Source organism: Vibrio sp. D3 (assembly GCF_043995865.1).
In the GTDB taxonomy this organism is placed as follows: domain Bacteria; phylum Pseudomonadota; class Gammaproteobacteria; order Enterobacterales; family Vibrionaceae; genus Vibrio; species Vibrio diabolicus.
Map to the genome: position 1 here is coordinate 864,368 of NZ_CP171887.1, position 26,199 is coordinate 890,566.

Here is a 26,199-nt window from a genome sequence, read left to right on the forward strand (position 1 = left end):
GATGATAAAAAGGAGCCGCTAGGCTCCTTTTTTTATTTTACTTCTCGACCATCATATATTTTGCAATATAACGGCGGTAGCATATGCACGTTACCGTTTGGTAACTCACACTTTATCTCTGGGGCTAGCGTACGACCACCTGAAGCACCATTAGCATGAGTAGTTAATGGAGCTAGGGCAAAACATGCTAACAATAGACCAGCTAAAAATTTCATAATCATCACCTTAATGTAGACATTGAATATCTACTTGCTTGGATAAATAATGACTTTACTGAAAAGTAAGGTATCAATAGTTTCTTAATATTGAACTAACTACTGACTTCTATATTAGTTCCATTCCCCGCCTCTAAATCGACACATTTCACTTGGAATATTAGTGACATCACCACTGGGCAATTTACATTCGACTATCGGTCCTAAATTAGTTGTACCACCATTTCCGTTGGTGTAGGCAAAGGAAGAAAAAGAAAAGATACCGCATAACATTAAAAAGAGAAGTTTCTTCATAGTACATCCTCTTACTTACCAAATAAAAAGCATTCAACTTAAATGCTTATGCGTTAAGTATGTATGGGGGGGCAAAAAGATCAAAAAATAATTCAATAAAGTTTTATTTTTTAAAATAAATTTAGAAAGATAATTTATATCGATATATTTCTATCTTATTGATTATCGTATGATGAAGAATTAAATAATTGGAAGAATAGGGTAGGATATTAATAATATTTCTGCTACTTATTTTTTGTTCGATTTTAATTAAATCAATGAAATGAAAGCGGTTGTTTAGATTAAAATAATGGAGCATAGTTATGCCCCATTACTTTGGCATAAATTACTTAGAATCAGGCTCAATGATTAAAATAATACCATCGATATCTTTTATTTTAACGCGCGTTCCTGCTGGAAGTGCTTGATCCGACTGTGCCGACCACGTGGTATCGGCAACCTTGATACGATTGAGCCCAACAGAAAAGTCCTCTTCAATGGTAAGTGTGCGTCCGATTAACTGCTTATACTTTTGGTTCAGATCTCTTTCTTGGTCTTCTTTCTTGTCTTGAGACCATTGTCGTCGCCACCATAACCAAGTGGTGATTAAGCTGAAACTTGCAAAGCAAAGCCATTGTAATTGCCAGCTCATTGGCAAAACGGTCATTAGTGCCCCAACGATAAGTGCAGAAACTCCGAGCCAGAGAAAATATCCCGCCGTCCCAAGTAGCTCTACCGCTAGAAGTGCAAAACTGAAGGCTAGCCAATGCCAGAAAGAGACGCCTTCCAGCAAACTGAAAAAGTCCATAAGTTATTCTTTATCTTGTTGTTTAAACATCTCTGCTATCCCTGCAACCGAGCCCATTAGTCCGGTCGCTTCTAATGGAAGCATAATGATTTTGCCGTTTTCGGCTTGACCAATGCTTTTGATCGCTTCGGTATAGCCCTGAGCAATGAAGTAATTGACGGCTTGCATATCGCCTTTGGCAATCGCTTCAGAAACCATATAAGTCGCTTTTGCTTCTGCTTGCGCGGCGCGTTCACGAGCTTCAGCATGGAGAATAGCAGACTGCTTTTCGCCCTCAGCTTTTAATATCTCCGATTGCTTATGACCTTCAGCCTTTAAAATTTCAGCTTGGCGTACCCCTTCAGCTTCGAGAATCTCCGCTCGTTTATTTCGCTCGGCTTTCATTTGAGCATTCATCGCCGCCGTTAGATCGGATGGTGGCTGGACATCTTTTATTTCAATTCGTGTGACTTTTACACCCCATGGGTTGGTGGCTTGGTCAACAATTGCCAGCAGCTTTGAGTTGATCATGTCACGCTGACTCAGCATTTCGTCCAACTCCATTGAGCCTAAAACGGTACGGATATTGGTGAGAGTTAAATTTCTAATGGCATGTTCCAAATCGTTGACTTCATAAGCCGCTTTGGCAGCATCGATGACTTGAACAAATCCGACGGCATCAATAACTACGTTAGCGTTGTCTTTTGAAATAACTTCTTGCGCTGGAATATCAAGAACGCGCTCCATCATGTTGACTTTTTGCCCTATCTTATCAACAAATGGGATGATCAAGTTTAAGCCGGGTTTTAGCGTATGGGTGTAGCGTCCGAAGCGTTCGACTGTCCAGTTATTTCCTTGTGGCACCGTCTTAATGGCTGAAGATAAGATAACTACAGCAAGAACGACGAAAATACCGATGGTAATCAGTGAATCAATTGGCATGAGTTATTCCCTTAAGTGCATAATGTCCGATTCATTTTTACCTATTTATAGACAATAGACAATTGAAGTTCTGAGAACCTTAAGAGGTTATTGGTTTTTATATAACAAAGGCCGGAATATCCGGCCTTTAGTTGAAGTTTCGCTTTTCAGCGAGTTAGTACAGAATCGAATACAGCTGACGGCGATATTTGCTTGCTAATGCGTTGCCTTGACCTAGCGCACTGAGAATATCCATAAAAGTCTTCTTCACTTCACCGTCTTGGGCGCCCAAGTCTTTTTTAAGAATATTCCACAGCAGTTCCAGCGCTTCTTCATCACGACCCACTTGGTTGTACTGTACCGCCAATTCACAAGCAAGTTCGAAGTTTGCCATGTCTGCTGCGTATGCTTGTTCTAGTCGTTGTAACTCAGGGCTATCTGCAGCCTGCAAATGCAGCTCGAGCTTGGCTATTAGACTCTTGTAGTAGTTATCTTGATACTCAAGAGGGATAGCGTTCAGTAGCTCTTGGGCGACATCAAATTGTTTGGTTTCTAATAAACAATCAGCCATCGCGAGTTTCACATCGCCACGCTCTTGCAGTTCTGGCGGCAAAGTGTGGATGATGCTTAAAGCCTGAGCATGCTCACCTTGCTGAAGAAGTTCACTGACTTGCTTTAATAGCTGTTCATCTGGGCTTGGCAAATGCTTTTGTAGCATGGTTGCAATGGCATCAATTGGCTGAGGGCCACCCAATCCATCGACGGCTTGACCATTTATAAACAGCGCGATAGTTGGCAATACTTGCACACCAAATTGAGACGCTAGAGCCGGCTGATCTTCACAATTTAATAAAGCAAGCGTAAATGCACCGTTGTACTGTTGAGCAAGAGATTGCAACTCAGGGAGTATCTGTGCGCTTTCTGGTTGAGCATTGGCCCAAAAGTGGATCAGAACGGGAGTGTTCATTGATCCTTCAAGAGTTTCGCGAAAGTTCTGTTCTGTTATCTCAACGATAAATGGGGATTGCATCAGAGTATCCTTGCTTTGTGTCTTGTCGTTGATAATAGATATGGAGTTGATTTAAGGGAAATTCAAGCGATGGTTGCTAATCGTCATCAATAATGAATCATTCTATTTTGTGAAAGGATGCGGTAAGAGAATAGTGTTACTGCTGAGTAGGTGTAAGGCAAAAAGAAAACGCTGCCGAAGCAGCGCAGTTCTAATGCTATTTGTTAGTGCGGTATCAAAATAGGATGAACATGGTCAACACTACACCCACACTAAGCCAGTTAAGCTGATTTAATGTCATTATTGCCTCGCAGTAGTAAAAACATTGCTACAAAACGTAATGGGTGGCGATACCAAATCTAAGCAACTCATTCACTTTAGGCTGAATAGTGCTCACTGAATTGCGTAGAAATTGATTCGTTTGTTTGAGGTTTTTTTAACCTACATGCTCATAATGACATCACATTGTTACGATGAAATTACATTGTGACAAAACTTTTTTATGCAGCTTGTCGCAAAATTTTATCAAGCACACGGGTTGGTAATAACCTTTTCAAGATTGCGAATAATTTAGTCGGCGTAGTAATTCGATAGCGAATTTTAGGTGAAGCGCTAGTTAATGCATGAAGAACAGGTGCGACGCAGGACTCTGCAGGTAAAACAAATCGATTATTAGATTTGTCGTTGTTGAGTCGCTCTCTTTGTCCTTCATAGGCGAGGCGGTGAGGGCTGGATTCAATATCAATCCACTTCTCGAAGGCTTTTAATGCATTGTTTCTAAATTGAGTTTCGATAGGCCCAGGTTCTATCAATGCCACTTTGATATTCGTATCCGCAAGCTCTAGCCGTAGTGTGTCAGTCCAGCCTTCTAGGGCAAACTTTGACGCATTGTAGGCGCCACGGTATTTCATTGCAGTAAAGCCAAGAACAGAACTGTTTTGTATTATGCGTCCTTCGCCTTGTATGCGCATGTGAGGAAGCACTTCTCTGACTAACTGGCGCCAACCAAAAAAGTTGGTCTGAAATTGAGCTTGAAGAGCCTCGGTGGGCAAGTCTTCCAATGCACCGGGCTGGCCATAGGCACCATTATTGAACACGGCATAAAGCTTACCCTCTGCTAGCTCTAATGCTTGCTTCACGCCCGAAGAAATACTTTCAGGGCTGTTTAGGTCTAGCTTGATGCAGGTTAGCCCTTCATTAATTAGACGTTGGACATCTTGCTCTTTCCTACAAGATGCTATGACATGAAATCCCTCGTTTTGCAGGGCGTGAGCGCACACGTAACCTATACCGGTTGAGCAACCCGTAATAAGAATCGACTTTTTCATAAATTAAGCCTCAAGAAACATTGAATGAGGTCATCATTCATCAGCTCCGGTCATGAAGCAAGTGCTTGAGTGCTGGCTCTATTCTGGAGTAGCTAAATTTGAAGCCAAGTTCGGTGAGCTTTTTGGGTTTTGCTCTCATGCTATCGAACAATAAGCAGGAAGATTCACCCATTAGGAGTTCCATTGCCCATTTAGGCGTGAACAAGATATGTGGTCGTTTGAGCGTTTTTGCCAACGTACCGCTAAAGATACGGTTAGTCACAGGGTGAGGTGCGCACATATTGAACGCACCGTGGGCATGTGGTGTTTCAAGCAAGTACATGATGGCGCGGACCATATCCAGAATGTGAATCCAAGGCATGTACTGGTTACCGTTCCCGAGCGGGCCGCCTACGCCAAGTTTGTAAGGTAAGAGCATTTTCGCCAAAGCCCCGCCATTAAGGCCGAGTACAACGCCAGTTCGCAATAGACAAACACGTGTTTGTTCAGACTCTGCGCGTTTGGCTATTTGTTCCCATTTTGCACAAACCTCGTGAGGAAAGTCTTCACTGTTAACATGCAGGCACTCATCAAACGGGTGGTCTTGTTGATCGCCATAGTAACCAACGGCCGAGCCACTAATAAAAACTGCGGGAGGCTCTGTGCTGGCGTGGATCAGTTCAACGATTTGTTCGGTAATTTTCCAGCGACTTTTGCAGATTTTTTCTTTCTGCTCGCTGGTCCATCTTTTATCTGCGATAGGCTCACCCGCAAGATTAATTATGGCATCAATGTGATTGAGATCGGCGAATGACTCAAGCGAGTCAAGGTATTCGATATTACCCAAATCAGCGTGTTGGAGGCGTTGTTTTGCTTGCTCAGGAGAGCGTGTAAGTAGCATAACTTGGTGAGTGGATAGCAGCTTGAGCAACTCCGAACCAATAAACCCAGTGCCACCTGTGAGTAATATCTTCATGTTATCTCTTTGAATGTACACGTATTAGAACATTATAGTCGTTTTGTGCTGAGCTTGATCATCTCAACACTATTATTTCTAGGATAGTGGCAAGCCTGTAGCGAGGCTACTGACTTCACATATTGAAAAAATGTAACTAAATGTTATGTATGGCGCTAATTCGTTCACGGTAGGAGAACTAAATCTATGCCAGACTAAAAACATCGCTACCGGAACAAGCGTAATCAGTTTGCACCATCAAGGAGGATAGGTATGGAAGCATTTGTTGCTCTTTTTCGAGCGCTCCTTAATAGTGCTCGCGATCTGCTACCCATCGTTGTTGTTATCACTTTTTTTCAATTAGTTGTTTTGCAAGAGCCACTTCCTAATCTCATCTCCATTCTTTTTGGCTTATTGCTTGTGGTTTTAGGGTTAACGTTTTTTATTTTTGGTCTAGAGCTTGGTCTTTTTCCTATCGGAGAGAGTATGGCTCAAGCCTTTGCAAAAAAAGGCAGCGTATTCTGGTTGTTAGTTTTTGCGTTTTGTCTAGGCTTCGGCACCACGATCGCCGAGCCTGCATTAACGGCCGTAGCAGAAGAAGCATCAGAAGTTGCGGCAGAAGGCGGGATGATCCCAAACTCAGAGCAATCGATGCAGGATTATGGACAAGGGCTACGAGTAACGGTGGCTCTTTCTGTGGGAATCGCCATCGTTATTGGCGTTCTGCGCATCTTAAAAGGGTGGCCAATTCATTACATGATCATCGGCGGCTACGTCGGCGTTGTAGTCCTGACGTGGTTTGCACCTGAAGCCATTATTGGCGTTGCTTATGATTCTGGAGGTGTGACGACGTCGACTATCACCGTGCCTTTGGTCACTGCACTAGGGGTTGGTTTAGCATCGGCGATTAAAGGGCGCAACCCCATGGTGGATGGTTTTGGTTTGATCGCTTTTGCCTCGCTGCTACCGATGATGTTTGTGATGGTTTACGGAATGGTCGTAACATGATTTCAATTGAACATTTCCTAGACACTTTATTATCGACCGTTCGAGATGTCATTCCCATCGCCAGCATTATTTTTGGTTTTCAGTTAGCGGTGTTAAGGCGTCCAGTTAACAACCTTAAGAGGGTTTTGCTTGGGTTTGTTTATGTGATTCTTGGGCTCGCTCTTTTTTTGCTCGGATTAGAAATGGCTCTGTTTCCGCTCGGAGAGACCATGGCCGTGCAACTGACGGCGCCGGAATTTTTACAAGAGTTTAAAGTCTCTGTGGGAAAAGCCTTAGTGTGGGTCGACTACTATTGGGTGTATACCTTCGCCTTTTTTATCGGTTTTAGTACCACGATTGCTGAGCCTTCTCTAATCGCTGTAGCGATAAAAGCAAACCAAGTTTCTGGTGGCAGTATCAGTATTAACGGCTTACGCGTGGCTGTTGCATTTGGGGTGGCCATTGGCATCGCGCTAGGGAGCTATCGGATTGTTGTCGGTGACCCTATCCACTATTACATCATTGCGGGTTATATCGTGGTTGTGATTCAAACATTTTATGCGCCAAAGCTTATTGTTCCGCTCGCCTACGATTCTGGAGGCGTCACGACTTCTACTGTCACTGTTCCGCTTGTAACCGCACTAGGGCTGGGGCTTGCTTCTACCGTCCCAGGAAGAAACCCAATGATTGATGGCTTTGGCTTGATCGCTTTTGCCAGTCTGTTTCCTATGATCTCTGTGATGGGCTATGCGCAAATAACCCAATGGCTGAATAAAGATGTCTCGGAGGACGAAGAAAATGCGCTTTAAATTGATACTTGCGTTTGTTGAAGACAGCAAAACAGACAAGGTACTGGACGCTGCTCGCGAAGCTGGCGCGACTGGTGCGACGGTGATTAATAACGCTCGTGGACAAGGCTTAAATCAAAAGCGAACGTTTTTTGGCTTAACGCTGGAAGTACAAAAAGATGTGCTGCTGTTTGTCGTTGAGGAGCACCTTTCTCGACACATATTAGAAACCATCAATGAAGTTGGTGAGTTCGACAGAGAGTCGGGGCAGGGCATTGCTATTCAGATCGATATTGAGGATGCAGTCGGTGTCGCGCATCAAGTAGAGACGTTGACCAAAGTGGTTGAGGATGAGTTATGAGCAGTCAAACGATAATTAGAGTTCGAGATGTAATGGCGGCTACTTATGTCATGGTTGATGGGCTAATGACAGTTTATGAAGGCATAACGTTGGCTAAAAAATACCAAGTAAAAGCGCTGGTGGTGAAAAAGCGAGATGACAACGATGAATATGGCATCGTCTTGATGAATGATATCGCCAAAAAGGTGCTGGCGAATAATCGCTCTCCACAGCGCACGAATATTTATGAGATCATGACCAAGCCCGCTTTGTGTGTCGACCCTGATATGAATGTGAAATATTGTGCGCGCCTATTTGAACGATTTGGCATTAGCCGAGCTCCGGTCATTGAAGATGGGGAGGTCATTGGCATGGTGAGTTATAACAATATTGTCATCAATGGCATGGTGCGAGAAGAAGTGTAATAGGTTGATATAAATGAAAAATCAACGCATTTTTTTCTCAAGTCAGCGACTGTTACAAAGAACTAAAATATTTAATATATGTTAGGTTGCATATGTGTTAATTCACCATTATTCTTTGCGCCCTAAGTCTATTGTCGAGGAATTTGTATCATGCCTTTAGTCTCTTGCCCTGTGTGTGAGAAACAAATCTCAAAGCGCGCTCACGCATGTCCAGGATGCGGAGAGCCAGACCCGCTGCACCACCTAGCTAAGTCAAAATTTATGTCGATGGTGTTTTGGATACTGGTGTTGGTTGGAACTGCGTATGCCGCATGGTTCTATATTTTGCCTATGGTCATTGAATCATTGCGTTATCAGTAGTCGTTGGTTGAGCTGTCATAAAAATGCCGTAGAATGACCTCGTACTTTGTGAGGAGACGATGTCGTGAAACTATTTTTTGCCTCAGATCTGCATGGCTCTTTGCCAGCAACTAAAGAAACTATTGAGCTATTTTTAGCCTCTGGTGCGGAGCACCTGATTTTGTTGGGGGATACGCTAAACCACGGGCCAAGAAACCCGATTCCAGAAGGTTACAACCCACCGCAGGTGGCGGAGCTATTGAACCAATACAGTGATCAAATTATTTCTGTGCGTGGTAACTGCGATAGTGAAGTAGACCAAATGCTATTGAAGTTTCCAATGATGATGGATTACTCGTGGGTGCTACTTGAATCTGGCAAGAGAATCTTTTTGACTCATGGTCACTTGTACAACTCTGAAAAACGGCCGCCACTGCGTGAAGGTGATATCATCGCCCACGGTCATACGCATGTTCCTGTCGCAGAGATGCAAGATGGGGCCATTATTTTTAACCCAGGCTCGATGACATTTCCACGTAATGGTTTACCAAGAAGCTTTGGTACTTTAGAAGACAATACGCTAACGGTAAAAACGCCAGAAGGCGAAGTATTAGCACAAACCATGATTTAACGGTTTTACTAAGTAAAAAATAGGGAGCAAATTGCTCCCTATTTTGTGTCTGAATGTCCTAAATCGCGTTCTGGGTCGATAATGTCTCTTACGCGCTGTTTTAGCACCTTTGCTTCAGGAAAGCCGCTGTCTTTTTTCCGTTCCCAAATTTGCTGGCCATTACAGAAAATTTCGAAGCGACCACCCGTATCTGGGTGTAAGCTGATCGTTTCTATTTCTTCGCTAAAAGTATGCAGTAATTCTTGCGATAGCCAAGTTGAACGCAACATCCAGTTGCATTGGCGGCAGTAATAAATATCAATGATTGCTTTATCCATGAAACTTTCCTTTTAATCGGTTTAAACTAGCAACTTGATACCCACGGCAAACGTGAGAATTTCGAATGCAATTTTAATCACTCGGTTGCTGTATCGAGTCGCGGCCCATGCGCCTAAACTGCCGCCTAGAAATGAGCTTAACAATAAAACAGGCAACCAAGCCCAATGTATCGGAGCGCCAGCTTGGACGACGGCAATGCCTCCAATGCCATTCCAAAACAGGCCGACACAAATCATGGTGTAAGCAACGGCTTGTTTATAGTTATACCCAAACCAGCGAACTAAAAATAATGTCACGAGCAGACCAGAACCTGCGGTCAGCGACCCGTTGATGATACCTATGAGCATTAGTCCGACACCGCCGATGACCCAACCGATTGGGTGACGGTTACGTATTATTTCTGATTGGCCTAACGATTTCTTAAATCGTGAATAGATGCCGAGCGCGAGAATCATGCTCCCTAGCATTTTTTCCGCCATACCATCAGGTATTTGGACAATTAAATTCGCCCCTAAGACTACGCCAATGCTGCCAGAGACTATAAGGTAGAGCGCGATCTTCCATTTAATTGTGCCTGCTTTTAAGTGTGTACTTGCTGCCCCTAAGCCTAAAGCGACGGAAGCCACTTTATGTGTCCCCAGCGCAACCGAGAATGGCAAGCCGAGAAAGATGAGCAAAGGGAATTGAAGTAAGCCTGCACCGCCGCCAGAAAGCGAAGCCAGAGTATTGGCGATAAGTGAGCCGAAAAAGAGGGTGAGGGTATCTAGCCAATCCATAAGCAAAATAAAGGGGGCGTCTTGCCCCCTTATCATCAAATCAAAGTTAGTTTTTAAACAGCACCGAAGAACCGTGGTTCAAGCTAGTGAGCAATAGCGTTTTTTCGTTCACGACATCAATACGGCGACTTTGCTCAGCATCAAGCTTAAAGATTTGAGTGATCAAACGTAGCTGTGCTTCGGAGAAGTCTTTTGATTGAGAAGATGAAATATCTTTAAACTCAGAAGGCGAAACCAACAAATAGTTGTCACTTACTTCCCAGCGCCCTTTTTCCGAGATATTAATCGTGGATTCTGCCGTTGAACCTTGAGCGAATAGTTTGATATTTGCTACGCGAATATAGTCCCCATTAGGGAGATATTTCACATTTGATTCAACATTAACACGACGCAGTGGGCCGACAGGATCGTCAGGCAAGCTGTCTGTAATGACCGTCACCATGGTTGACTGCCACTCATTGGCAGTGAGGACCTGTTCCACTTTTAGGTCGCTACCCCAATATAACCAACCACTGAAAAGAACGGATACGGCCAAAACCGCAGATGCTAATTTTATCTTCATTCTGGCCTCCTTATTTACAGATATCGGTTGGGTCATTTTGACCAGCGAAAATACGCAATGTCACGTTCTCATATGAATGTTGACTGTCATGAATGTAGTTCAGAATCAGCTGATTGTTCTGGCCACCTGTAGCAATCACTTCTACCGGCATTGAATCTTCTGCATGGTATTTTACGTAGCGTTCAATGCACTGCTCAATGGACGGCAACCAACTATTGATTTGCGGGTGGTTCACTGGCGTCATCACAGGTACATTTTGATACTCACCAATCTGACGGAATTGGGATTCTGCAGGATTGGTGAAGAGCAATACACAAATAGGAAGCAGTAGAGACAAAAGAACGATCATACGCGGCAGCCAGTTATTAGTGTTAGCTGCTGGTTTTGGCTGTGCCTTAGGTAGTTCTACTTGAGGCTCTACTTCAATCGTGGTGTCTGCCGCCGCTTCTGTTGACGGCGCGTCACTTGTTTCTATTTCCGCAGCGTGCGCTTCATTTTCAGAAGTGGCTTCTTCAACGTCAGTATTAGAGTCAGCAGATAATGGGCTTAAGCGTTCCACTGAACAAATGAGTTGATAACCGCGTTTGGGAACCGTTTTAACAAACTCTGGAGATTTTGTTGAGTCCTTCAACATCTTACGCAGAGTAGAGATCGCTTGAGTCAGGCTTGAGTCATCCACCTCAAAACCTTGCTCACGCCAAACAAACTCGTGAAGCTCGTTACGGGTTAAAACTTCGTTTGGTCTCTCTGCCAACATCAGAAGTATACGGCTTTCGTTGCTTCCTAATCGTACAACGTCGTTGCCGTTTTGTTGGTCAGCGAGCGAATTACTATTTGGATCAAAGGTGAACCTTTGAGCAAGTAGAAATTTGGTGCCGATGTTAGTCATTTAGTTCTTCTTAGATGGATGATGTTGTAATTATAGTGATTTATGTCACAAAATTACCGAAGCGCATGGAGTGCGCACGACATTTTAGATGCTTTTAGGCTGGTAGGATAATTAAATTTTTCTAAAAAAACACCGTTTTTAGCAATATTGACCTTGAATTTACATTTGTCAGCCACATGTTAAATGACATCTCAGTAAGGTAATTTCAAGGGGAAAGTCACAAACTTATCTCCATGAAAAAGCCAATTAGTTTAGATGTTATGGAGCACACATGAGCGAAACCGTATCTCAAAACAAAGAAACTCGTGGTTTTCAATCAGAAGTAAAACAACTACTGCATTTAATGATCCATTCTCTTTATTCAAATAAAGAGATCTTTTTGCGCGAGCTGATTTCTAACGCATCAGATGCATCGGACAAGCTGCGCTTCCAAGCGCTATCTAACCCAGACTTATATGAAGGTAATGCAGACCTTTGCGTGAAACTGTCGTTTGATGAAAGCGCAAATACCTTAACCATTTCTGATAACGGTATCGGTATGAGCCGCGATGATGTGATCGAGCACTTAGGTACGATCGCAAAATCCGGGACCGCGGAGTTTTTCTCAAAGCTGTCTGAAGAGCAGAGCAAAGACTCTCAGCTTATTGGTCAGTTTGGTGTTGGCTTCTACTCTGCGTTTATCGTTGCTGATGCCGTCACCGTACGCACTCGTGCTGCGGGCCTAGCCGCTGATGAAGCAGTACAATGGCACTCAGCCGGTGAAGGTGAGTACACCATCGAAAACATCACTAAAGAATCGCGTGGTACTGATATCATTCTTCATATGCGTGAAGAAGGTAAAGAGTTCCTAAATGAATGGCGTCTACGTGATGTGATCAGCAAGTACTCGGATCACATTGGCATCCCAGTTTCCATCCAAACTGTTGTTCGAGATGACGAAGGCAAAGAAACGGATGAGAAGAAGTGGGAGCAAGTCAACAAAGCTCAAGCACTGTGGACGCGTAATAAATCGGATATCTCAGATGAAGAGTATCAAGAGTTCTACAAGCACGTGTCACATGACTTTGCCGATCCATTGGCTTGGAGCCATAACCGTGTAGAAGGTAAAAACGATTACACGAGCTTGCTTTACATCCCATCTAAAGCGCCATGGGATATGATGAACCGCGACCACAAATCAGGCTTGAAACTGTACGTACAACGCGTGTTCATTATGGACGATGCAGAGCAGTTCATGCCGTCTTACCTACGTTTTGTACGTGGTTTAATAGACTCCAATGATCTGCCACTCAACGTATCGCGTGAGATCTTACAAGATAACAAAGTGACTCAGTCTCTACGTAATGCTTGTACTAAGCGTGTGCTAACGATGTTAGAGCGCATGGCTAAGAATGATGAAGAGAAATACCAATCATTCTGGAAAGAGTTTGGCCTTGTGATGAAAGAGGGGCCGGCAGAAGACTTTGCAAACAAAGAGAAAGTTGCAGGCCTATTGCGCTTTGCTTCAACTGAAGTGGATTCTGCGGAGCAAACCGTGGGTCTAGCTGCTTACGTTGAGCGCATGAAAGAAGGTCAAGATAAGATCTACTACTTGACGGCAGACAGCTATGCAGCTGCGAAAAACAGCCCTCACTTAGAGCAGTTCAAAGCGAAAGGCATTGAAGTTATCTTGATGTACGACCGCATTGATGAGTGGCTGATGAACTACTTAACTGAGTTTGATGGTAAGCAGTTCCAGTCAATCACAAAAGCTGGGCTCGATCTAAGTCAGTTTGAAGATGAAGCAGAAAAAGAGAAGCAGAAAGAAACTGAAGAAGAGTTTAAGTCGGTTGTAGAACGCACGAAGTCTTACCTAGGCGATCGTGTGAAAGAAGTTCGTACGACCTTTAAACTCGCGTCTACACCTGCTGTTGTGGTAACGGACGACTACGAAATGGGCACTCAAATGGCGAAGCTTCTTGCAGCGGCGGGTCAGGCAGTGCCAGAAGTGAAGTACATCTTTGAGCTAAACCCTGAGCACGAGCTGGTTAAGCGCATGGCTGACGAAGCGGATGAAGAGGCATTTGGTCGTTGGGTAGAAGTCCTGCTTGGTCAAGCAATGCTTGCAGAGCGAGGCTCAATTGAGGACCCAACGGAGTTCTTAGGAGCTGTTAATAAACTTTTGACTAAGGTGTAATAACCTCAGTACATCAAAAAGCTCGCATTTCGCGAGCTTTTTGTTTGTTGTCGCAAAATTTTGCATCTCAAGTGTTGAGTTAATAATCAATAGGGCATGAAAGAGGGTATCGTTAACATTCTTTAGTCTTAATACACTCTTTGCGCGGCGAACCTGTGATAGAATCTACGACTTGAATGTGAGTAATAAGGCGTGTATTTTTGCTCGCCTATATACGTTATACCGAAACTTATCGTTGCGAGTGCTTCTCGGGTTTGATGTCTAAGAAGCCCAGCTATTGTGAGCTTCGGTATAAATCTTAAATATTAAAGAGGATAAATCATGCGCATCATTCTTCTAGGTGCTCCAGGTGCAGGTAAAGGCACACAAGCAAACTTCATCATGGAAAAATACGGTATTCCACAAATCTCTACTGGTGATATGCTTCGTGCTGCTATCAAAGCAGGTACAGAGCTTGGTAAACAAGCTAAAGCTGTTATCGACGCTGGTCAGCTAGTTTCTGATGAAATCATCCTTGGTCTTATCAAAGAGCGTATCGCTCAAGAAGACTGTGCAAACGGTTTCCTACTGGATGGTTTCCCTCGTACTATTCCTCAAGCTGACGGCCTAAAAGAAATGGGCGTTGATGTAGACTACGTTATCGAATTTGACGTTGCTGACGATGTGATTGTTGAGCGTATGGCAGGTCGTCGTGCTCACCTTCCTTCTGGTCGTACTTACCACGTTGTTTACAACCCACCTAAAGTGGAAGGTAAAGATGACGTAACTGGTGAAGATCTTGTTGTTCGTGATGACGACAAAGAAGAAACAGTACGTGCACGTCTAGGTGTTTACCACGAGCAAACTGCACCACTAATCAACTACTACGGTAAAGAAGCTGAAGCAGGCAACACTAAGTACCTTAAGTTTGATGGTACTAAGCAAGTAGCTGAAGTTAGTGCAGATATCGAGAAAGCACTTTCTTAATTTGCTGAAGTCAAAAATTTAATATTTTGATATATTGAAAGCGACCCAAGTGGTCGCTTTTTTAGTTTACTCGTAAACATATATCTAAATAACTTCAAGCTGCAGCGATGCAGCACTTTGAGGCTATTTAAGTATATGAACCAAGCCGTTTACCATGAATAGGATGTTATGAAAGAGAATAATAAACAGGGTGTACTCCTAGTGAACCTGGGTACTCCTGACGCACCAACCGCTCCTGCCGTAAAGCGCTTTTTAAGTCAGTTTCTTCATGATCACCGAGTGGTAGACATGACTCGATGGCTTTGGTGTCCGCTATTGCACGGCGTTATCCTTCCAATCCGAGCTCCCAAGGTTGCTAAACTCTACCAATCAGTTTGGATGGAAGAGGGCTCGCCACTGATGGTGTACTCTAAGCGTCAAACAGAAAAGTTGGCTCAAAAGCTTGATATGCCAGTCGAACTTGGCATGACTTATGGAAATCCAAGTTTGCAATCAGGTTTTGAAGCGCTATTGGCCCAAGGGGTAGAGGAAGTCATCGTTTTACCTTTGTATCCGCAATACTCGGGCACAACAACGGCAGCGGTTTCTGACGGAATCACTAAAGCGTTTAAAAACCTGCCCGTGATGCCGGGCTTTAGCTTTATTCGGGATTACTACAATCACCCGAAATACATCGAAGCGTTAGCGCATTCAGTTCGTGAACATTGGCGAGAGTATGGTAAGGGAGACTACTTGCTATGTTCTTATCACGGTATTCCAAAACGTTACGCTGATAATGGAGATGTTTACCCTCAGCACTGTGAAGAGACGACTCGCTTACTCGCTGAAGCGTTAGGGTTAAACGAGCAACAGATAGGTATGACGTATCAGTCTCGATTTGGCCGAGAAGAGTGGTTACAGCCCTATACCGATAAAACCCTAGAGGCACTTCCTGCAAAAGGGGTAAAAAATATCAATGTAGTGACACCAGCATTCTCTTCGGATTGTTTAGAAACGTTGGAAGAAATCTCGGAAGAGTGTAAAGAGATTTTCCTTGAAGCAGGTGGTGAAAACTTTACCTACATTCCTTGTTTGAACGATAGTGAGCTTCATATAGAAATGATGGCTGAGTTAGTTCACTCTAAGCTTTAGGTACAAAAAAGGGTCGCAAAAGCGACCCTTTTTTGTAGAGCGATTAAGCGACTTGCACTTGCTGCTCTTCGACTTGTTCTGCTGTGCTGTGAGTATTCTCTGCACCATGCATCCAGCGAACGAGCGTATTCGAGAATAGAAGTAGGATGACACCACTCACGGTAGCGCTGACGGCAATGCCACTAAAGATAGCCATTGCGCCCAATTCGCCTACGTGAGATCCCACATAGCCCGCAACGTAGTTTGCAATCGCATTACAGCCAAACCATGCACCCATCATGAGTGAAGCTAAGCGAAGCGGTGCTAACTTGGTCACCAGTGAAAGACCAATTGGAGATAAGCACAGTTCGCCCAATGTATGGAAGAAGAAAGCACCCACCAGCCACAACATTGATGTTTTTACCGTTGTGTCTCCACCTTGTTCTAGCACAGCGCCAACCATACATAGGAAGCCAATTGCCAAGAAAAATAGTGCCATCGCAAATTTAACTGGCGAAGTGGGTTCTCGTTTACCTAATTTTACCCAAAGGACAGCCAGAACTGGCGCTAGAGTAATAATGAAAAATGGGTTTAGTGATTGGAACCACGCAGCAGGAACTTCAAAACCACCAATCATGCGATCAGTATATTGTTGAGTGTAGATGTTCATCAGACCACCAGCTTGTTCAAAGCCTGCCCAGAAGACAATAGTGAATAAGCTCATGACCAGAATTACTTTTAGTCGATTCACTTCTTCTTTGGTGAGTGGCTGCTTCGTGGTTGAGTTTTTGTTGTTTAGATCTCGTTTCGCCGCCGGTTCGCGGCCAATGTCACCAAGCCATGATTGAGCTAGCACCATTTGCATCACTAAGCTAATAATCATACCTACACCTGCGGCCACAAAACCGGCTTTCCAACCGTAAGAGGTTGTCACAGAGCCAGAAACGACGCCGGCAAGTAACGCACCTAAGTTGATACCCATATAAAAGATAGTGAATGCGCCGTCACGACGGTTGTCACCTTCTTTATATAAATCGCCAACCATGGTTGAGATATTCGGTTTAAAGAGGCCGTTACCAGTGATAAGCAGGCCAAGACCTAAATAGAAACTGTGTAGCGAACCAATACCCAGAGCGTCAGCGGGAAGTGCGAGTGTAAACTGGCCGATAGCCATTAACGCGCCACCAAGCAAAATTGAACGGCGTTGACCTAGATAGTTATCCGCTAAGTAACCTCCGATGAGAGGTGTGATATACACAAGACCAGTATAAATACCGTATAGATCTAGTGCGTCTTTAGTTGACCAGCCAAGGCCGCCATTCATCGTTGTATCTGTAAGGTAAAGTACTAGAATGGCGCGCATTGCGTAGTAAGAAAAGCGTTCCCACAGTTCAGTACCGAACAATAAGAACAAGCCACGAGGGTGGCCGAAATATTGATGTTGGTTTGACATAAGCTCTTCTAATAATAGTTATTACATTTTTTAACGACTTCTACGTATACATTGCAATTTAATGAGTGACAAACAATAAAATTTTGCATTACGACTAAAGTTGCTTGTTAAGTAACTGTTTTTGGGTGAATTTGCAGATGATATGATGGTGTGTTGGCTGTGTTACAAACTTAATTTCCATTTTTGTCTATGGACTTCTTCTCGTAAGCTATTGAAAAGATATCGTTAATGCGAGCGATGTATAATCATACTTTTATAGATAAACTGAATGTCAATGACTCAACTTTGGCTTAATGCTAGGATAAAAACAAAATAGAATTGGCTAGTAAAAAAGATGAAACGTTGGTATCTACTTTATTGTAAACGTGGGGAGCAGGTTAGGGCGAAACAGCACCTTGAAAACCAAGGTGTAGAGTGCTTTTATCCAACTGTAGAAGTTGAGAAGATTTTGCGCGGGAAAAGACAAAAAGTCGAAGAGCCGCTGTTTCCTTGTTATGTGTTTGCTTACTTTGATTATGAACAGGGACCTAACTTCACCTCAGTCCGCTCCACTCGAGGGGTTGTTGATTTCGTGCGTTTTGGTGCTCAACCGAAAGAAGTCCAAGGTGACTTAGTCTTTGAATTGATGCAGCTAGAAAAATGCTGTAATGAAAATACCGCTTCTGAGTGTATGCCAAAACCAGGTGATCAAATCCGAGTTAAGAGCGGTCAGTTTGCAGGTATAGATGCTATCTTCCAAGAGCAAGATGGTGAGAAACGCTCAATCATGTTAGTGCAGATGATCACTAAACGAGTGCCTGTCAGCATTGACAACAGCGATTTAGACTTGAAATAGCTAATGCGTACAAACAAAAAAAGAGGTGCTTTGGCACCTCTTTTTTAATCTTGCTGGTGATCACCAGCAGTGGGACGCTGTTTAGCGAGCTTAGCAAAACAACGATGATTACCGATTAGGTAGGGCATGACACCCTACTTAGTCGCTTAGTAAGCGTCGTTATGGACGGTTTGCACCGCACGACCTGACGGGTCTACACAGTTTTGGAATGACTCATCCCATTCAATCGCTTTCGCTGATGAACAAGCTACTGAAGGACCACCTGGCACACACTCAGCCGCTGAAGGTAGTGGGAATAGCTCTTCAAAGATTTCTCGGTACACGTAACCTTCTTTGGTGGTTGGCGTGTTGTATGGGAAGCGGTATTGAGCCGTTTCCATCTGCTGATCCGTCACTTTTTGCTCTGCGACTTCTTTCAACGTATCAATCCAGCTGTAACCTACGCCATCAGAGAACTGCTCTTTTTGACGCCATGCGATCGACTCTGGCAAGTAATGCTCAAAACACTCGCGTAGAATGTGTTTTTCCATTTTGCCGTTGCCACACATCTTATCTGCTGGGTTTAGGCGCATTGCAACATCAATAAACTCTTTATCAAGGAACGGTACTCGGCCTTCAACCCCCCATGCCGCTAGCGATTTGTTTGCGCGCGCGCAGTCAAACATGTTCAGAGCAAGCAGCTTACGTACTGTTTCTTCGTGGAACTCTTTCGCGTTTGGTGCTTTGTGGAAATATAGGTAACCACCAAAGATCTCATCTGCACCTTCACCAGAAAGTACCATCTTAATGCCCATCGCTTTGATCTTGCGACCCATTAAGAACATAGGCGTGGATGCGCGGATGGTGGTCACATCGTACGTTTCGATGTGGTAAATCACGTCGCGAATCGCGTCGAGACCTTCTTGAATTGTATAAGTCATTTCATGGTGAACGGTACCGATTTGGTCGGCAACTTCGCGAGCGGCTTTCAGGTCAGGCGCGCCTTCTAGGCCAACAGCAAAAGAGTGCAGTTGTGGCCACCAAGCTTCTGACTTTTCATCGTCTTCAATTCGCATTGCAGCAAAACGTTTAGCCACAGCAGAGGTGATGGATGAATCTAAACCACCTGATAGTAAAACACCATATGGAACATCCGTCATTAGTTGGCGTTTAACCGCTGCTTCTAGTGCTTCAGTCAGTTCTTCTTTGCTGGTGGTGTTACCTTGAACGGCAGCGTATTCGTTCCAGTCACGAACATAGTAACGCGTTGGCTCGGCATCTTTTGAGCTGTAGTAGCTACCAGGAGGGAACTCGCTCACTGTTTTACATACTGGAACAAGTGCCTTCATCTCTGATGCAACATAGTAGTTGCCATGCTCATCATGACCTTGATAAAGAGGGATAATGCCAATGTGGTCGCGACCGACTAAGTATTCGTCTTTTTCTTCATCGTACAGAACAAAAGCGAAAATACCGTTTAGTTCTTCAAGGAGATCTGCACCCATATCTTGGTACAGTGCAAGAATGACTTCACAGTCTGAATCGGTTTGAAACTCGTATTTTCCTTCGTAACGAGCACGAATTTCTTTATGGTTGTAGATTTCACCATTGACTGCAAGGATGAGCTTTTTATCAGGGCTGTATAGCGGTTGTGCACCACTATTTAGACCAACAATCGCCAAGCGCTCATGCGCTAAAATAGCGCGCTCTGAAGAGTAAATCCCAGACCAGTCAGGGCCACGATGACGAAGTTTTTTCGACATTTCTAATGCGATAGGGCGCAATGCGGCTGCATCGCTTTTAATGTCTAAAATGCCAAATACTGAACACATACTACATCCTTACTAAACTAAATAATTTCTAATCGGTATGGCTTCAATTTGCCATTACTAGTAAAAAAAGCAACGTTTTGTGATTATAAAAATGATAAAAAGCCTTGTTGTGTAAATATTATTTAATTTAATGGCTCGTTTGGTGAATGAAATCAAGGTTTGGTATAAAAACCATACAAAAAAGCCTTTCTATTGATAGAAAGGCTTTTAAAAAATATTAGTATGGTTGCTTATTTTATTGGTGTGAACTGAGGTTCGAGTTGTTTACACACATGTCGAGCAAAACCGCTACCTGCTTCACTGTATATATTGAATGCGGCGTCAACTCCGCTTTCCAGCAAACCTTCCAACTGATCTGGGTACTCGGCGATAGCAGCTATTTGCCCTTTATATTTTCTGCGTTTAAGCTGCTCAAGTGCGGTTTGGTTACCTTGATGATGAGGCATGGCAAGCAGCACCAGTTTGACATGACCTGTATCTAAAATTCGTTCCCAAAAATCTGGGTCTGTGGCATCGCCAGCGATCACGTTTCTTCCCTCTGAACGGTGCTGATGTGCTGCATCTTCACGAATTTCTATGCCTAGTGAAATTTTGCCATAGCGCGCACGTAATTCATCATAGGCCCCAGTCCCGATGCGCCCCATGCCTAAGATCAATACCTGGGCATGCCCAGGGTTAATGAGTTGGTCACGCTGGTTAAGCTTTTCTGCGGCTGTCTCTTGCAGCCACTTGCCGGAGTGTTGATAAATTTTGTGGCTAAGGCGGTTAAGTGGCGCAGAAATAATAAAGGACACAGACACCGCAACCGCAATCGCAGCGAGCATATCGCTTGGCATCCAGCCCATTTTATAGGCCAACCCTGCGACAATAAGGCCAAACTCACTGTAGTTGAACAGCGATAAAGAGGCGAGCAAAGAGGTACGTACTCGAAACTTAAAGTGATTAATCGTGACGAAGTACAAGAGCCCTTTTATTGGCAGCAGTAAGATAAATAGTAGGGCGAGTACGACGCCATTGACGCTCAATGAAGCGGACAAGCCAATGTTTAAAAAGAAGCAGACTAAGAACAGCTCCTTCATATTGAATAGCGATTTGGATAGCTCTGAAGCTTTAGGGTGGCCTGCGAGTAACATGCCTAAAATCAGCGCGCCCAAGTCTGGTTTCATACCGACCAGTTCGAATAGCCCAGCCCCAACAACAAGCGCGAAGAAAATACCGAACAGCACCAGCATTTCGCCGTGGCCAACTTTATCTAACAGCTTATAGAATAGCGGACGAAGGAAAGGCAATGCGAACAAACCAATGGCATACCATTCTGGGACTTTGCCAGTTGAAGCAGTCAGGAATACCACGGCAAAAATATCTTGCATAACCAAGATACCGATCGCGAGTGTGCCGTAGGTAGCGTTCATTTCCCCTTTTTCTTGCAATGCTTTTACGGCAAAAACGGTACTGGAGAACGATAGTGCAAAAGCTAAAAGTAGGATTTGACCGCTATCCATACTGGCGAGCGAAGTTAAGCCCAGTAGTTTTAAACCTGATAGCGCTAGTGCAAAAAAAGCGGTAGACAGTATGTTGTGGGCGGTCGCTCCTCCCCATATTTCTTTGGACAGTAGCGTTTTGACATCAAGCTTGAGTCCGATCGTGAATAGAAGAAGAGTGACACCAAGATCTGCAAGAGTGACGATAACGTCATTGCTTTGATAGCCAAATGCATGCAAACCAAATCCTGCCAGTAGAAAACCAACGAGGGGAGGGAGGCTACATTTAAGCGCAATAAAGCCAGCTAAAAAAGCTGTTGTAATTAGAATAATTTCCATACTGTTGAGCTGTATTCCTGATATACAAAAACGGGCTGTGAAAACACAGCCCGAGATTGTAACTCAATTAGTTGTATAAACTTAGTCTTCAAGTAACTTTTGTAACAAAACTCCGTTTAGCATTGCGCGTTTAATCATCGCAAATGCACCCATCGTTGGCTGCTTATCAATGTGTGAAGCCACGATAGGAAGGTCGTTATGGAAAGTTTTGAGAGATTGATTTTCGACATTACGTTGAATTGCAGGGAAGACAATGTCTTGTGCGGCAGTAATGTCGCCCGCAATGACAATTTTCTGAGGGTTAAACAAGTTAACGGTAATTGCAATCGCTTTACCTAACTGGTTACCCACTCGCACTAAACTTTGCTTTGCAAGTTCGTCACCATCCATTGCATGCTGACACACAGCTTCAATCGTGATGTTTTCAAGGTCAGTCAAGCTTGACTCATAGCCTTGAGCAATCAGTTGTTTTACTCGTTGGATAATGGCTGGGTTCGCTGCTACGGTTTCTAAGCAACCAAAGTTCCCACATTGGCACTGTTCACCAAGCGGATCGATTTGAATATGACCAATTTCACCGACGTTGCGGTTAAAGCCAAGAAAAACCTGGCCGTTAACGATAATACCTGCGCCAGTACCGCGGTGAACGCTAACTAAAATGGAGTCCTGACAGTCTTGGCTTGCCCCAAAGTAGTGCTCCGCTAACGCCATGCCACGTACGTCATTCCCAACAAAGCATGCGGTATTAAACTTCTCTCCAACAATTTCACCCAGCGCCAGATTATCGATATCGGTATTCGGCATGTACTCAACTACGCCTGTTGTTGGGTTTACAAGGCCCGGTAGCGTAATACCAATTGCGATGAGCTGATCAATTTTGTCTTCGCAACGGTTTACGAATTCTTTAAGTAAATCGATAAGCCCAGCGATCAAGTCAGCTTGGTTGGTGTAATGCAGTTCGTGCTGATCTTCCGCAAGTGCAGTGCCACCTAAATCGTACAAACAAAATTGTACGTAATCTCGACCTAAACGAACCGCAATAGAGTGGAAGGGTTTGACTTCGGTGGTCAGAGAGATTGCACGACGACCACCAGTTGAAGCTTGCTGGGCGACCTCTTTAATAAGGCCGCGCTCTAAAAGTTGGCGGGTTATTTTGGTAACACTAGCAGGTGCGAGCTGGCTCACATCTGCGACTTGAATACGGGAGATAGGACCTTGCTGATCAATCAGCCTATATACCGCAGCGCTGTTAAGCTGTTTTACTAAATCTACATTACCAATCTGTCCGCCATTCATGCTTAATTTTGCTCGTATTGTCCGTTAACAACCGTCGCTTTTACTTTGAAGTCACGATCGAAAATGGTCAGGTTTGCAACCATCCCTTTTCGAACTCGGCCAAGGCGATCCTCAACACCAATTGCAGTTGCTGGGTATAACGTGGCCATTCGTAGAGCTTCGTCTAAAGCGATCCCCGCGTGCTCAACTGAATTCTGAACTGCTTCTATCATTGTCAAAGCTGAGCCGCCTAGTGTGCCGTTTTCATCAACACACTTACCATCTCGGTAATATACTTTCTTACCGACAAAAATAAAGTGATCAATGTTAGCACCTGCTGGAGCTGTGGCATCCGTCACCAAAACAAGCTTTTCACCTTTGATTCTATGAGCAATTCGGATGTTTGCGTAGTCTACGTGGAAACCATCAGCAATAATGCCAGCATAAACGTCAGGCGTATCATAAATTGCACCAACAACTCCAGGTTCACGACCAACCATTGGTGTCATCGCATTAAATAGGTGTGTGGCAAAAGTAATACCTGCTTCAAAGCCTTTACGCGCTTCGGCGTAGGTCGCATTTGTATGACCAATAGAAACTACGATGCCGGCTGCTTTTAATCGTGCAATATGCTCTGGATCGTTTTGCTCTGGTGCAAGCGTTACTTTAGCGATGATATCGGCGTTTGCGCAGATAAGATCAATCATGTTTTCATCTGACGGGCGAATAAAATCGACGTTGTGGATACCTTTTTTCGCGACGTTAAGATAAGGACCTTCTAGGTGTAGACCAAGTGATTGGTTTTGATATTGGTTGTGGTATTCACGAGCGGCAGAAATTGCAGTTCGCATATCTTCGTCTGATGAAGTAATGAGCGTTGGTAAGAAGCTAGTACAGCCGGACTTGAGGTTTGCTTCGTGCATGATTTGCATGGTTTCCGGTGTGATTGCATCGTTTAGCATTACACCGCCACAGCCATTCAGTTGCAGGTCGATAAAGCCCGGACTTAGGTTTGCGCCTGCGAGGTCTTTCACTTCGATGCCCTGAGGTAGCTCTGCAGCCGGTACAATAGATTGAATAAGGTCGTTTTCGATGATGACCGCATGATCGGTAAGAACATCACTACCGGTATAAATTTTACAGTTACTTAGCGCGTACATAGTCAGCTAGTCCTTATAGATGAGAATTCAATTTCTATATCGTTACCTAAGTGGAGACTGCTTTAGTCATATGGGTACTTAGTTTGTATCACTGAATTAGATAACGAGTCACATACAGCAAGTCGCGTTTTATCGATGTTATTGTCATAGTAACTAACTGAAAAGTAATAATTGTATGGTTTTTTATGATTCTTTTTCAGAGCAAAGTTACAGTGATTTACCCGCCTAGATACCAAAATAACACTGATTCTGCCTTGCATAAAGTGCGAGAATATTATCTTTAAAACGCCATTTTTTTCGTATAATAAAATAAGTTTTATGATCTCGCTAGCAAAAACCTTCCGAAAGGGCAAATTGTGGTGATTATGATCACAAACGGTGAGCTTTTAATTTGCGGAGCAAAATTAATGTCATAAACTGAGGATGACTAAATTGGACGACTGAAATAAGTCATTCAACATAACATCTAATCCTATAGGGGGAACTTAAGGTGAATATTCTCGGATACGCGCAGAAGTTAGGTAAAGCTCTTATGCTTCCTATTGCGACTTTGCCAATCGCAGGCTTGTTACTGCGCTTGGGCCAGCCGGATGTTTTTGACATCGCATTTATGGCACAAGCAGGTAACTCAATCTTTTCTAACCTTCCATTGTTATTTGGCCTTGGTATTGCGATCGGTCTATCTAAAGATGGTCAAGGTGCAGCTGGCCTTGCTGGTGCAGTTGCGTACTTTGTACTGACAGCGACAGCGTCAACAATTGATGCATCAGTAAACATGTCGTTCTTTGGTGGTATCATCGCAGGTATTATTGCTGGCCACTCTTACAACGCTTTCCATGCTACACGTCTTCCTGAGTGGCTTGCTTTCTTCTCTGGTAAACGTTTAGTGCCGATTATGGCAGGTCTATTCGCTTTAGTTGCTGGTGCAGTTGGTGGCATTGTATGGCCAACAATTCAAGGTGGTCTAGATGCGCTTGCTCATGGCATCTCAACTTCTGGCGCTATTGGTCAGTTTATCTACGGTACACTGAACCGAGCCCTTATTCCTGTAGGTCTACACCACGTACTTAACTCATTCTTCTGGTTTGGTATGGGGTCTTGTCAAGAAGTGCTAGTAACTGGTGCAAATGCTGCGGGTCAAGCGCTTCCTGCTCTACAACAACTGTGTGTTGATCCTGCGCTAGCGAAAACGCTTGTGGCTGGTCAAACTCATACATTTGAATTCGCTAACTCTGTCACTCCTGAAATCACTGCAACAGTGAAGGAAGTAACTGAAACAGTTAAATCTGGTGACCTACACCGTTTCTTCGGCGGCGATAAGAGCGCTGGTGTGTTCATGAACGGTTTCTTCCCAGTAATGATGTTCGGTCTACCTGGTGCGGCGCTTGCTATGTACCTAGCGGCTCCTGCTGAGAAACGCAGCCAAGTTGGTGGTGCATTGTTCTCTGTTGCATTCTGTTCATTCCTAACTGGTATCACAGAGCCTCTAGAGTTCATGTTCGTATTCCTAGCGCCTGCACTATACGCGATTCACGCAGTGTTCACTGGTCTGTCGCTTGTTGTTGCTAACATGCTTGGTACGCTACACGGCTTCACATTTTCAGCTGGTCTAATTGACTACTTGTTGAACTACGGTCTAGCAACTAAACCGCTACTACTTGGTGCAGTTGGTCTTGGCTTTGGTGCTCTATACTTCTTCACATTCAGCTTCGCAATCCGCGCATTCAACTTGAAATCGCCTGGTCGTGAAGATGACGACAGCGAAGCAGCTGCGCCTGCTGGTGAGAAGAAAAGTGGTGACCTAGCTCGCCAATACTTAAAAGCACTTGGCGGTCATGATAACCTAACTTCAATCGACGCATGTATCACTCGACTACGCTTGACGCTAAAAGATCGTTCAGTCGCTGATGAGGAAGTACTGAAGAAATTGGGTGCGAAAGGTGTGGTTAAACTTGGTGAAAACAACCTTCAAGTTATCCTTGGTCCTCTAGCTGAAATCGTTGCTGGCGAAATGAAAGCAATCGGTGCTAATGAAGACCTATCGAATGTAAAACTGCCTTAATTACATCGA

27 protein-coding genes are annotated in these 26,199 nt (G+C 44.1%); 11 read left to right on the forward strand and 16 right to left on the reverse strand.

Annotated features, from left to right (window positions below; all coding sequences use genetic code 11):
- Positions 1–32 precede the first annotated feature (32 nt).
- The 7 genes from ACHFJ9_RS12080 to ACHFJ9_RS12110 form a co-directional block, all read right to left on the reverse strand.
- Positions 33–215, reverse strand: coding sequence for a hypothetical protein (locus tag ACHFJ9_RS12080; protein WP_109168626.1), 183 nt, complete (start codon positions 213–215; stop codon positions 33–35).
- Between the two features lie 114 nt (positions 216–329).
- Positions 330–509 carry a hypothetical protein gene (locus tag ACHFJ9_RS12085; RefSeq protein ID WP_074191004.1) on the reverse strand — a complete coding sequence of 60 codons (180 nt, stop codon included), beginning with the start codon at positions 507–509 and terminating at the stop codon, positions 330–332.
- Positions 510–834: 325 nt separating this feature from the next.
- The gene (locus ACHFJ9_RS12090; protein WP_301574887.1) at positions 835–1,296 is read right to left on the reverse strand and encodes an NfeD family protein; all 462 of its coding nucleotides are present in this window, start codon (positions 1,294–1,296) and stop codon (positions 835–837) included.
- A gap of 3 nt (positions 1,297–1,299) precedes the next feature.
- The gene (locus ACHFJ9_RS12095) at positions 1,300–2,217 is read right to left on the reverse strand and encodes an SPFH domain-containing protein (RefSeq protein ID WP_005393087.1); all 918 of its coding nucleotides are present in this window, start codon (positions 2,215–2,217) and stop codon (positions 1,300–1,302) included.
- A gap of 154 nt (positions 2,218–2,371) precedes the next feature.
- Positions 2,372–3,226 (reverse strand): co-chaperone YbbN, encoded by an 855-nt coding sequence (locus ACHFJ9_RS12100; RefSeq protein ID WP_048626123.1) that lies wholly within the window; start codon positions 3,224–3,226, stop codon positions 2,372–2,374.
- Positions 3,227–3,705: 479 nt separating this feature from the next.
- The gene (locus tag ACHFJ9_RS12105; protein ID WP_395356932.1) at positions 3,706–4,533 is read right to left on the reverse strand and encodes an SDR family oxidoreductase; all 828 of its coding nucleotides are present in this window, start codon (positions 4,531–4,533) and stop codon (positions 3,706–3,708) included.
- 40 nt (positions 4,534–4,573) lie between these two features.
- On the reverse strand, positions 4,574–5,488 hold the full coding sequence (locus ACHFJ9_RS12110; RefSeq protein WP_005393083.1) for a TIGR01777 family oxidoreductase: 915 nt from the start codon (positions 5,486–5,488) through the stop codon (positions 4,574–4,576).
- Between the two features lie 252 nt (positions 5,489–5,740).
- On the opposite strand from ACHFJ9_RS12110, the gene ACHFJ9_RS12115 reads away from it, so the two are divergent.
- The 6 genes from ACHFJ9_RS12115 to yfcE all read left to right on the forward strand — a co-directional run bounded on the left by ACHFJ9_RS12115 (position 5,741) and on the right by yfcE (position 8,977).
- Positions 5,741–6,475, forward strand: a complete 735-nt coding sequence (locus ACHFJ9_RS12115) for a DUF1538 domain-containing protein (protein WP_005393081.1) — start codon at positions 5,741–5,743, stop codon at positions 6,473–6,475.
- Positions 6,472–7,263, forward strand: coding sequence for a DUF1538 domain-containing protein (locus ACHFJ9_RS12120; RefSeq protein ID WP_005393079.1), 792 nt, complete (start codon positions 6,472–6,474; stop codon positions 7,261–7,263). The genes ACHFJ9_RS12115 and ACHFJ9_RS12120 overlap by 4 nt, the downstream gene beginning before the upstream one ends.
- The gene (locus tag ACHFJ9_RS12125) at positions 7,253–7,603 is read left to right on the forward strand and encodes a P-II family nitrogen regulator (protein WP_005393077.1); all 351 of its coding nucleotides are present in this window, start codon (positions 7,253–7,255) and stop codon (positions 7,601–7,603) included. Before ACHFJ9_RS12120 ends, ACHFJ9_RS12125 begins: the two co-directional genes overlap by 11 nt.
- Positions 7,600–8,007: a CBS domain-containing protein gene (locus tag ACHFJ9_RS12130; RefSeq protein ID WP_005393075.1), complete on the forward strand. Its 408-nt coding sequence runs from the start codon at positions 7,600–7,602 to the stop codon at positions 8,005–8,007. The genes ACHFJ9_RS12125 and ACHFJ9_RS12130 overlap by 4 nt, the downstream gene beginning before the upstream one ends.
- A 150-nt stretch (positions 8,008–8,157) precedes the next feature.
- Positions 8,158–8,367 (forward strand): hypothetical protein, encoded by a 210-nt coding sequence (locus ACHFJ9_RS12135; protein WP_005393073.1) that lies wholly within the window; start codon positions 8,158–8,160, stop codon positions 8,365–8,367.
- A 64-nt stretch (positions 8,368–8,431) separates the two neighbouring features.
- Positions 8,432–8,977: a phosphodiesterase gene (gene yfcE, locus ACHFJ9_RS12140; RefSeq protein WP_005393071.1), complete on the forward strand. Its 546-nt coding sequence runs from the start codon at positions 8,432–8,434 to the stop codon at positions 8,975–8,977.
- 38 nt (positions 8,978–9,015) lie between these two features.
- Here the strand turns inward: yfcE and ACHFJ9_RS12145 are convergent, their stop codons facing one another.
- From ACHFJ9_RS12145 to ACHFJ9_RS12160, 4 genes are read right to left on the reverse strand one after another with little or no spacing between them, the layout of a single operon-like run.
- Positions 9,016–9,294 carry a SelT/SelW/SelH family protein gene (locus ACHFJ9_RS12145; protein WP_005382088.1) on the reverse strand — a complete coding sequence of 93 codons (279 nt, stop codon included), beginning with the start codon at positions 9,292–9,294 and terminating at the stop codon, positions 9,016–9,018.
- 21 nt (positions 9,295–9,315) lie between these two features.
- Positions 9,316–10,071: a sulfite exporter TauE/SafE family protein gene (locus ACHFJ9_RS12150; protein ID WP_256955889.1), complete on the reverse strand. Its 756-nt coding sequence runs from the start codon at positions 10,069–10,071 to the stop codon at positions 9,316–9,318.
- 46 nt (positions 10,072–10,117) lie between these two features.
- A complete protein-coding gene (gene toxS / locus ACHFJ9_RS12155; protein ID WP_005393067.1) occupies positions 10,118–10,633 on the reverse strand; it encodes a transmembrane regulator ToxS in 516 nt (171 codons plus the stop codon).
- Positions 10,634–10,643: 10 nt separating this feature from the next.
- Positions 10,644–11,522, reverse strand: a complete 879-nt coding sequence (locus ACHFJ9_RS12160) for a transcriptional regulator (RefSeq protein WP_395356937.1) — start codon at positions 11,520–11,522, stop codon at positions 10,644–10,646.
- Between the two features lie 271 nt (positions 11,523–11,793).
- Here ACHFJ9_RS12160 and htpG point away from each other — a divergent pair, with 271 nt between their 5' ends.
- The 3 genes from htpG to hemH all read left to right on the forward strand — a co-directional run bounded on the left by htpG (position 11,794) and on the right by hemH (position 15,795).
- Positions 11,794–13,698, forward strand: coding sequence for a molecular chaperone HtpG (gene htpG / locus ACHFJ9_RS12165; RefSeq protein ID WP_176320265.1), 1,905 nt, complete (start codon positions 11,794–11,796; stop codon positions 13,696–13,698).
- Positions 13,699–14,019: 321 nt separating this feature from the next.
- On the forward strand, positions 14,020–14,664 hold the full coding sequence (adk, locus tag ACHFJ9_RS12170) for an adenylate kinase (protein ID WP_005393061.1): 645 nt from the start codon (positions 14,020–14,022) through the stop codon (positions 14,662–14,664).
- A gap of 168 nt (positions 14,665–14,832) precedes the next feature.
- Positions 14,833–15,795, forward strand: coding sequence for a ferrochelatase (gene hemH / locus ACHFJ9_RS12175; protein ID WP_395356940.1), 963 nt, complete (start codon positions 14,833–14,835; stop codon positions 15,793–15,795).
- A gap of 43 nt (positions 15,796–15,838) precedes the next feature.
- On the opposite strand, the gene ACHFJ9_RS12180 is transcribed toward hemH, so the two are convergent.
- A complete protein-coding gene (locus ACHFJ9_RS12180) occupies positions 15,839–17,227 on the reverse strand; it encodes a peptide MFS transporter (protein WP_395356942.1) in 1,389 nt (462 codons plus the stop codon).
- A gap of 334 nt (positions 17,228–17,561) precedes the next feature.
- Here ACHFJ9_RS12180 and rfaH point away from each other — a divergent pair, with 334 nt between their 5' ends.
- Positions 17,562–18,062 carry a transcription/translation regulatory transformer protein RfaH gene (rfaH, locus tag ACHFJ9_RS12185; RefSeq protein WP_005393056.1) on the forward strand — a complete coding sequence of 167 codons (501 nt, stop codon included), beginning with the start codon at positions 17,562–17,564 and terminating at the stop codon, positions 18,060–18,062.
- Between the two features lie 146 nt (positions 18,063–18,208).
- Here rfaH and asnB read toward each other — a convergent pair whose 3' ends face one another.
- From asnB to nagA, 4 genes are all read right to left on the reverse strand, one after another.
- On the reverse strand, positions 18,209–19,873 hold the full coding sequence (gene asnB / locus ACHFJ9_RS12190) for an asparagine synthase B (protein WP_005393054.1): 1,665 nt from the start codon (positions 19,871–19,873) through the stop codon (positions 18,209–18,211).
- 230 nt (positions 19,874–20,103) lie between these two features.
- The gene (locus ACHFJ9_RS12195) at positions 20,104–21,693 is read right to left on the reverse strand and encodes a cation:proton antiporter family protein (RefSeq protein WP_006742714.1); all 1,590 of its coding nucleotides are present in this window, start codon (positions 21,691–21,693) and stop codon (positions 20,104–20,106) included.
- Between the two features lie 81 nt (positions 21,694–21,774).
- Entirely contained in the window at positions 21,775–22,989 is a 1,215-nt protein-coding gene (locus tag ACHFJ9_RS12200; protein ID WP_005393050.1) for an ROK family protein, read from the reverse strand.
- 2 nt (positions 22,990–22,991) lie between these two features.
- A complete protein-coding gene (gene nagA, locus ACHFJ9_RS12205) occupies positions 22,992–24,128 on the reverse strand; it encodes an N-acetylglucosamine-6-phosphate deacetylase (protein ID WP_395356945.1) in 1,137 nt (378 codons plus the stop codon).
- Positions 24,129–24,618: 490 nt separating this feature from the next.
- Here nagA and nagE point away from each other — a divergent pair, with 490 nt between their 5' ends.
- Positions 24,619–26,190 (forward strand): N-acetylglucosamine-specific PTS transporter subunit IIBC, encoded by a 1,572-nt coding sequence (gene nagE, locus ACHFJ9_RS12210; protein ID WP_006742711.1) that lies wholly within the window; start codon positions 24,619–24,621, stop codon positions 26,188–26,190.
- Positions 26,191–26,199 lie beyond the last annotated feature (9 nt).

What these genes read in the sequence shown, in the direction of transcription:
- ACHFJ9_RS12105 (WP_395356932.1), bottom strand. Translation starts at nt 4,533, where the DNA reads ATGAAAAAGTCGATTCTTATTACGGGTTGCTCAACCGGTATAGGTTAC.
- ACHFJ9_RS12110 (WP_005393083.1), bottom strand. Translation starts at nt 5,488, where the DNA reads ATGAAGATATTACTCACAGGTGGCACTGGGTTTATTGGTTCGGAGTTG.
- ACHFJ9_RS12180 (WP_395356942.1), bottom strand. Translation starts at nt 17,227, where the DNA reads ATGTCAAACCAACATCAATATTTCGGCCACCCTCGTGGCTTGTTCTTA.
- hemH (WP_395356940.1), top strand. Translation starts at nt 14,833, where the DNA reads ATGAAAGAGAATAATAAACAGGGTGTACTCCTAGTGAACCTGGGTACT.
- ACHFJ9_RS12150 (WP_256955889.1), bottom strand. Translation starts at nt 10,071, where the DNA reads ATGGATTGGCTAGATACCCTCACCCTCTTTTTCGGCTCACTTATCGCC.
- toxS (WP_005393067.1), bottom strand. Translation starts at nt 10,633, where the DNA reads ATGAAGATAAAATTAGCATCTGCGGTTTTGGCCGTATCCGTTCTTTTC.
- ACHFJ9_RS12145 (WP_005382088.1), bottom strand. Translation starts at nt 9,294, where the DNA reads ATGGATAAAGCAATCATTGATATTTATTACTGCCGCCAATGCAACTGG.
- adk (WP_005393061.1), top strand. Translation starts at nt 14,020, where the DNA reads ATGCGCATCATTCTTCTAGGTGCTCCAGGTGCAGGTAAAGGCACACAA.
- ACHFJ9_RS12100 (WP_048626123.1), bottom strand. Translation starts at nt 3,226, where the DNA reads ATGCAATCCCCATTTATCGTTGAGATAACAGAACAGAACTTTCGCGAA.
- ACHFJ9_RS12080 (WP_109168626.1), bottom strand. Translation starts at nt 215, where the DNA reads ATGAAATTTTTAGCTGGTCTATTGTTAGCATGTTTTGCCCTAGCTCCA.
- asnB (WP_005393054.1), bottom strand. Translation starts at nt 19,873, where the DNA reads ATGTGTTCAGTATTTGGCATTTTAGACATTAAAAGCGATGCAGCCGCA.
- ACHFJ9_RS12130 (WP_005393075.1), top strand. Translation starts at nt 7,600, where the DNA reads ATGAGCAGTCAAACGATAATTAGAGTTCGAGATGTAATGGCGGCTACT.
- ACHFJ9_RS12160 (WP_395356937.1), bottom strand. Translation starts at nt 11,522, where the DNA reads ATGACTAACATCGGCACCAAATTTCTACTTGCTCAAAGGTTCACCTTT.
- ACHFJ9_RS12200 (WP_005393050.1), bottom strand. Translation starts at nt 22,989, where the DNA reads ATGAATGGCGGACAGATTGGTAATGTAGATTTAGTAAAACAGCTTAAC.
- rfaH (WP_005393056.1), top strand. Translation starts at nt 17,562, where the DNA reads ATGAAACGTTGGTATCTACTTTATTGTAAACGTGGGGAGCAGGTTAGG.
- ACHFJ9_RS12135 (WP_005393073.1), top strand. Translation starts at nt 8,158, where the DNA reads ATGCCTTTAGTCTCTTGCCCTGTGTGTGAGAAACAAATCTCAAAGCGC.
- ACHFJ9_RS12195 (WP_006742714.1), bottom strand. Translation starts at nt 21,693, where the DNA reads ATGGAAATTATTCTAATTACAACAGCTTTTTTAGCTGGCTTTATTGCG.
- ACHFJ9_RS12090 (WP_301574887.1), bottom strand. Translation starts at nt 1,296, where the DNA reads ATGGACTTTTTCAGTTTGCTGGAAGGCGTCTCTTTCTGGCATTGGCTA.
- ACHFJ9_RS12095 (WP_005393087.1), bottom strand. Translation starts at nt 2,217, where the DNA reads ATGCCAATTGATTCACTGATTACCATCGGTATTTTCGTCGTTCTTGCT.
- htpG (WP_176320265.1), top strand. Translation starts at nt 11,794, where the DNA reads ATGAGCGAAACCGTATCTCAAAACAAAGAAACTCGTGGTTTTCAATCA.
- ACHFJ9_RS12120 (WP_005393079.1), top strand. Translation starts at nt 6,472, where the DNA reads ATGATTTCAATTGAACATTTCCTAGACACTTTATTATCGACCGTTCGA.
- ACHFJ9_RS12115 (WP_005393081.1), top strand. Translation starts at nt 5,741, where the DNA reads ATGGAAGCATTTGTTGCTCTTTTTCGAGCGCTCCTTAATAGTGCTCGC.
- ACHFJ9_RS12125 (WP_005393077.1), top strand. Translation starts at nt 7,253, where the DNA reads ATGCGCTTTAAATTGATACTTGCGTTTGTTGAAGACAGCAAAACAGAC.
- nagA (WP_395356945.1), bottom strand. Translation starts at nt 24,128, where the DNA reads ATGTACGCGCTAAGTAACTGTAAAATTTATACCGGTAGTGATGTTCTT.
- ACHFJ9_RS12085 (WP_074191004.1), bottom strand. Translation starts at nt 509, where the DNA reads ATGAAGAAACTTCTCTTTTTAATGTTATGCGGTATCTTTTCTTTTTCT.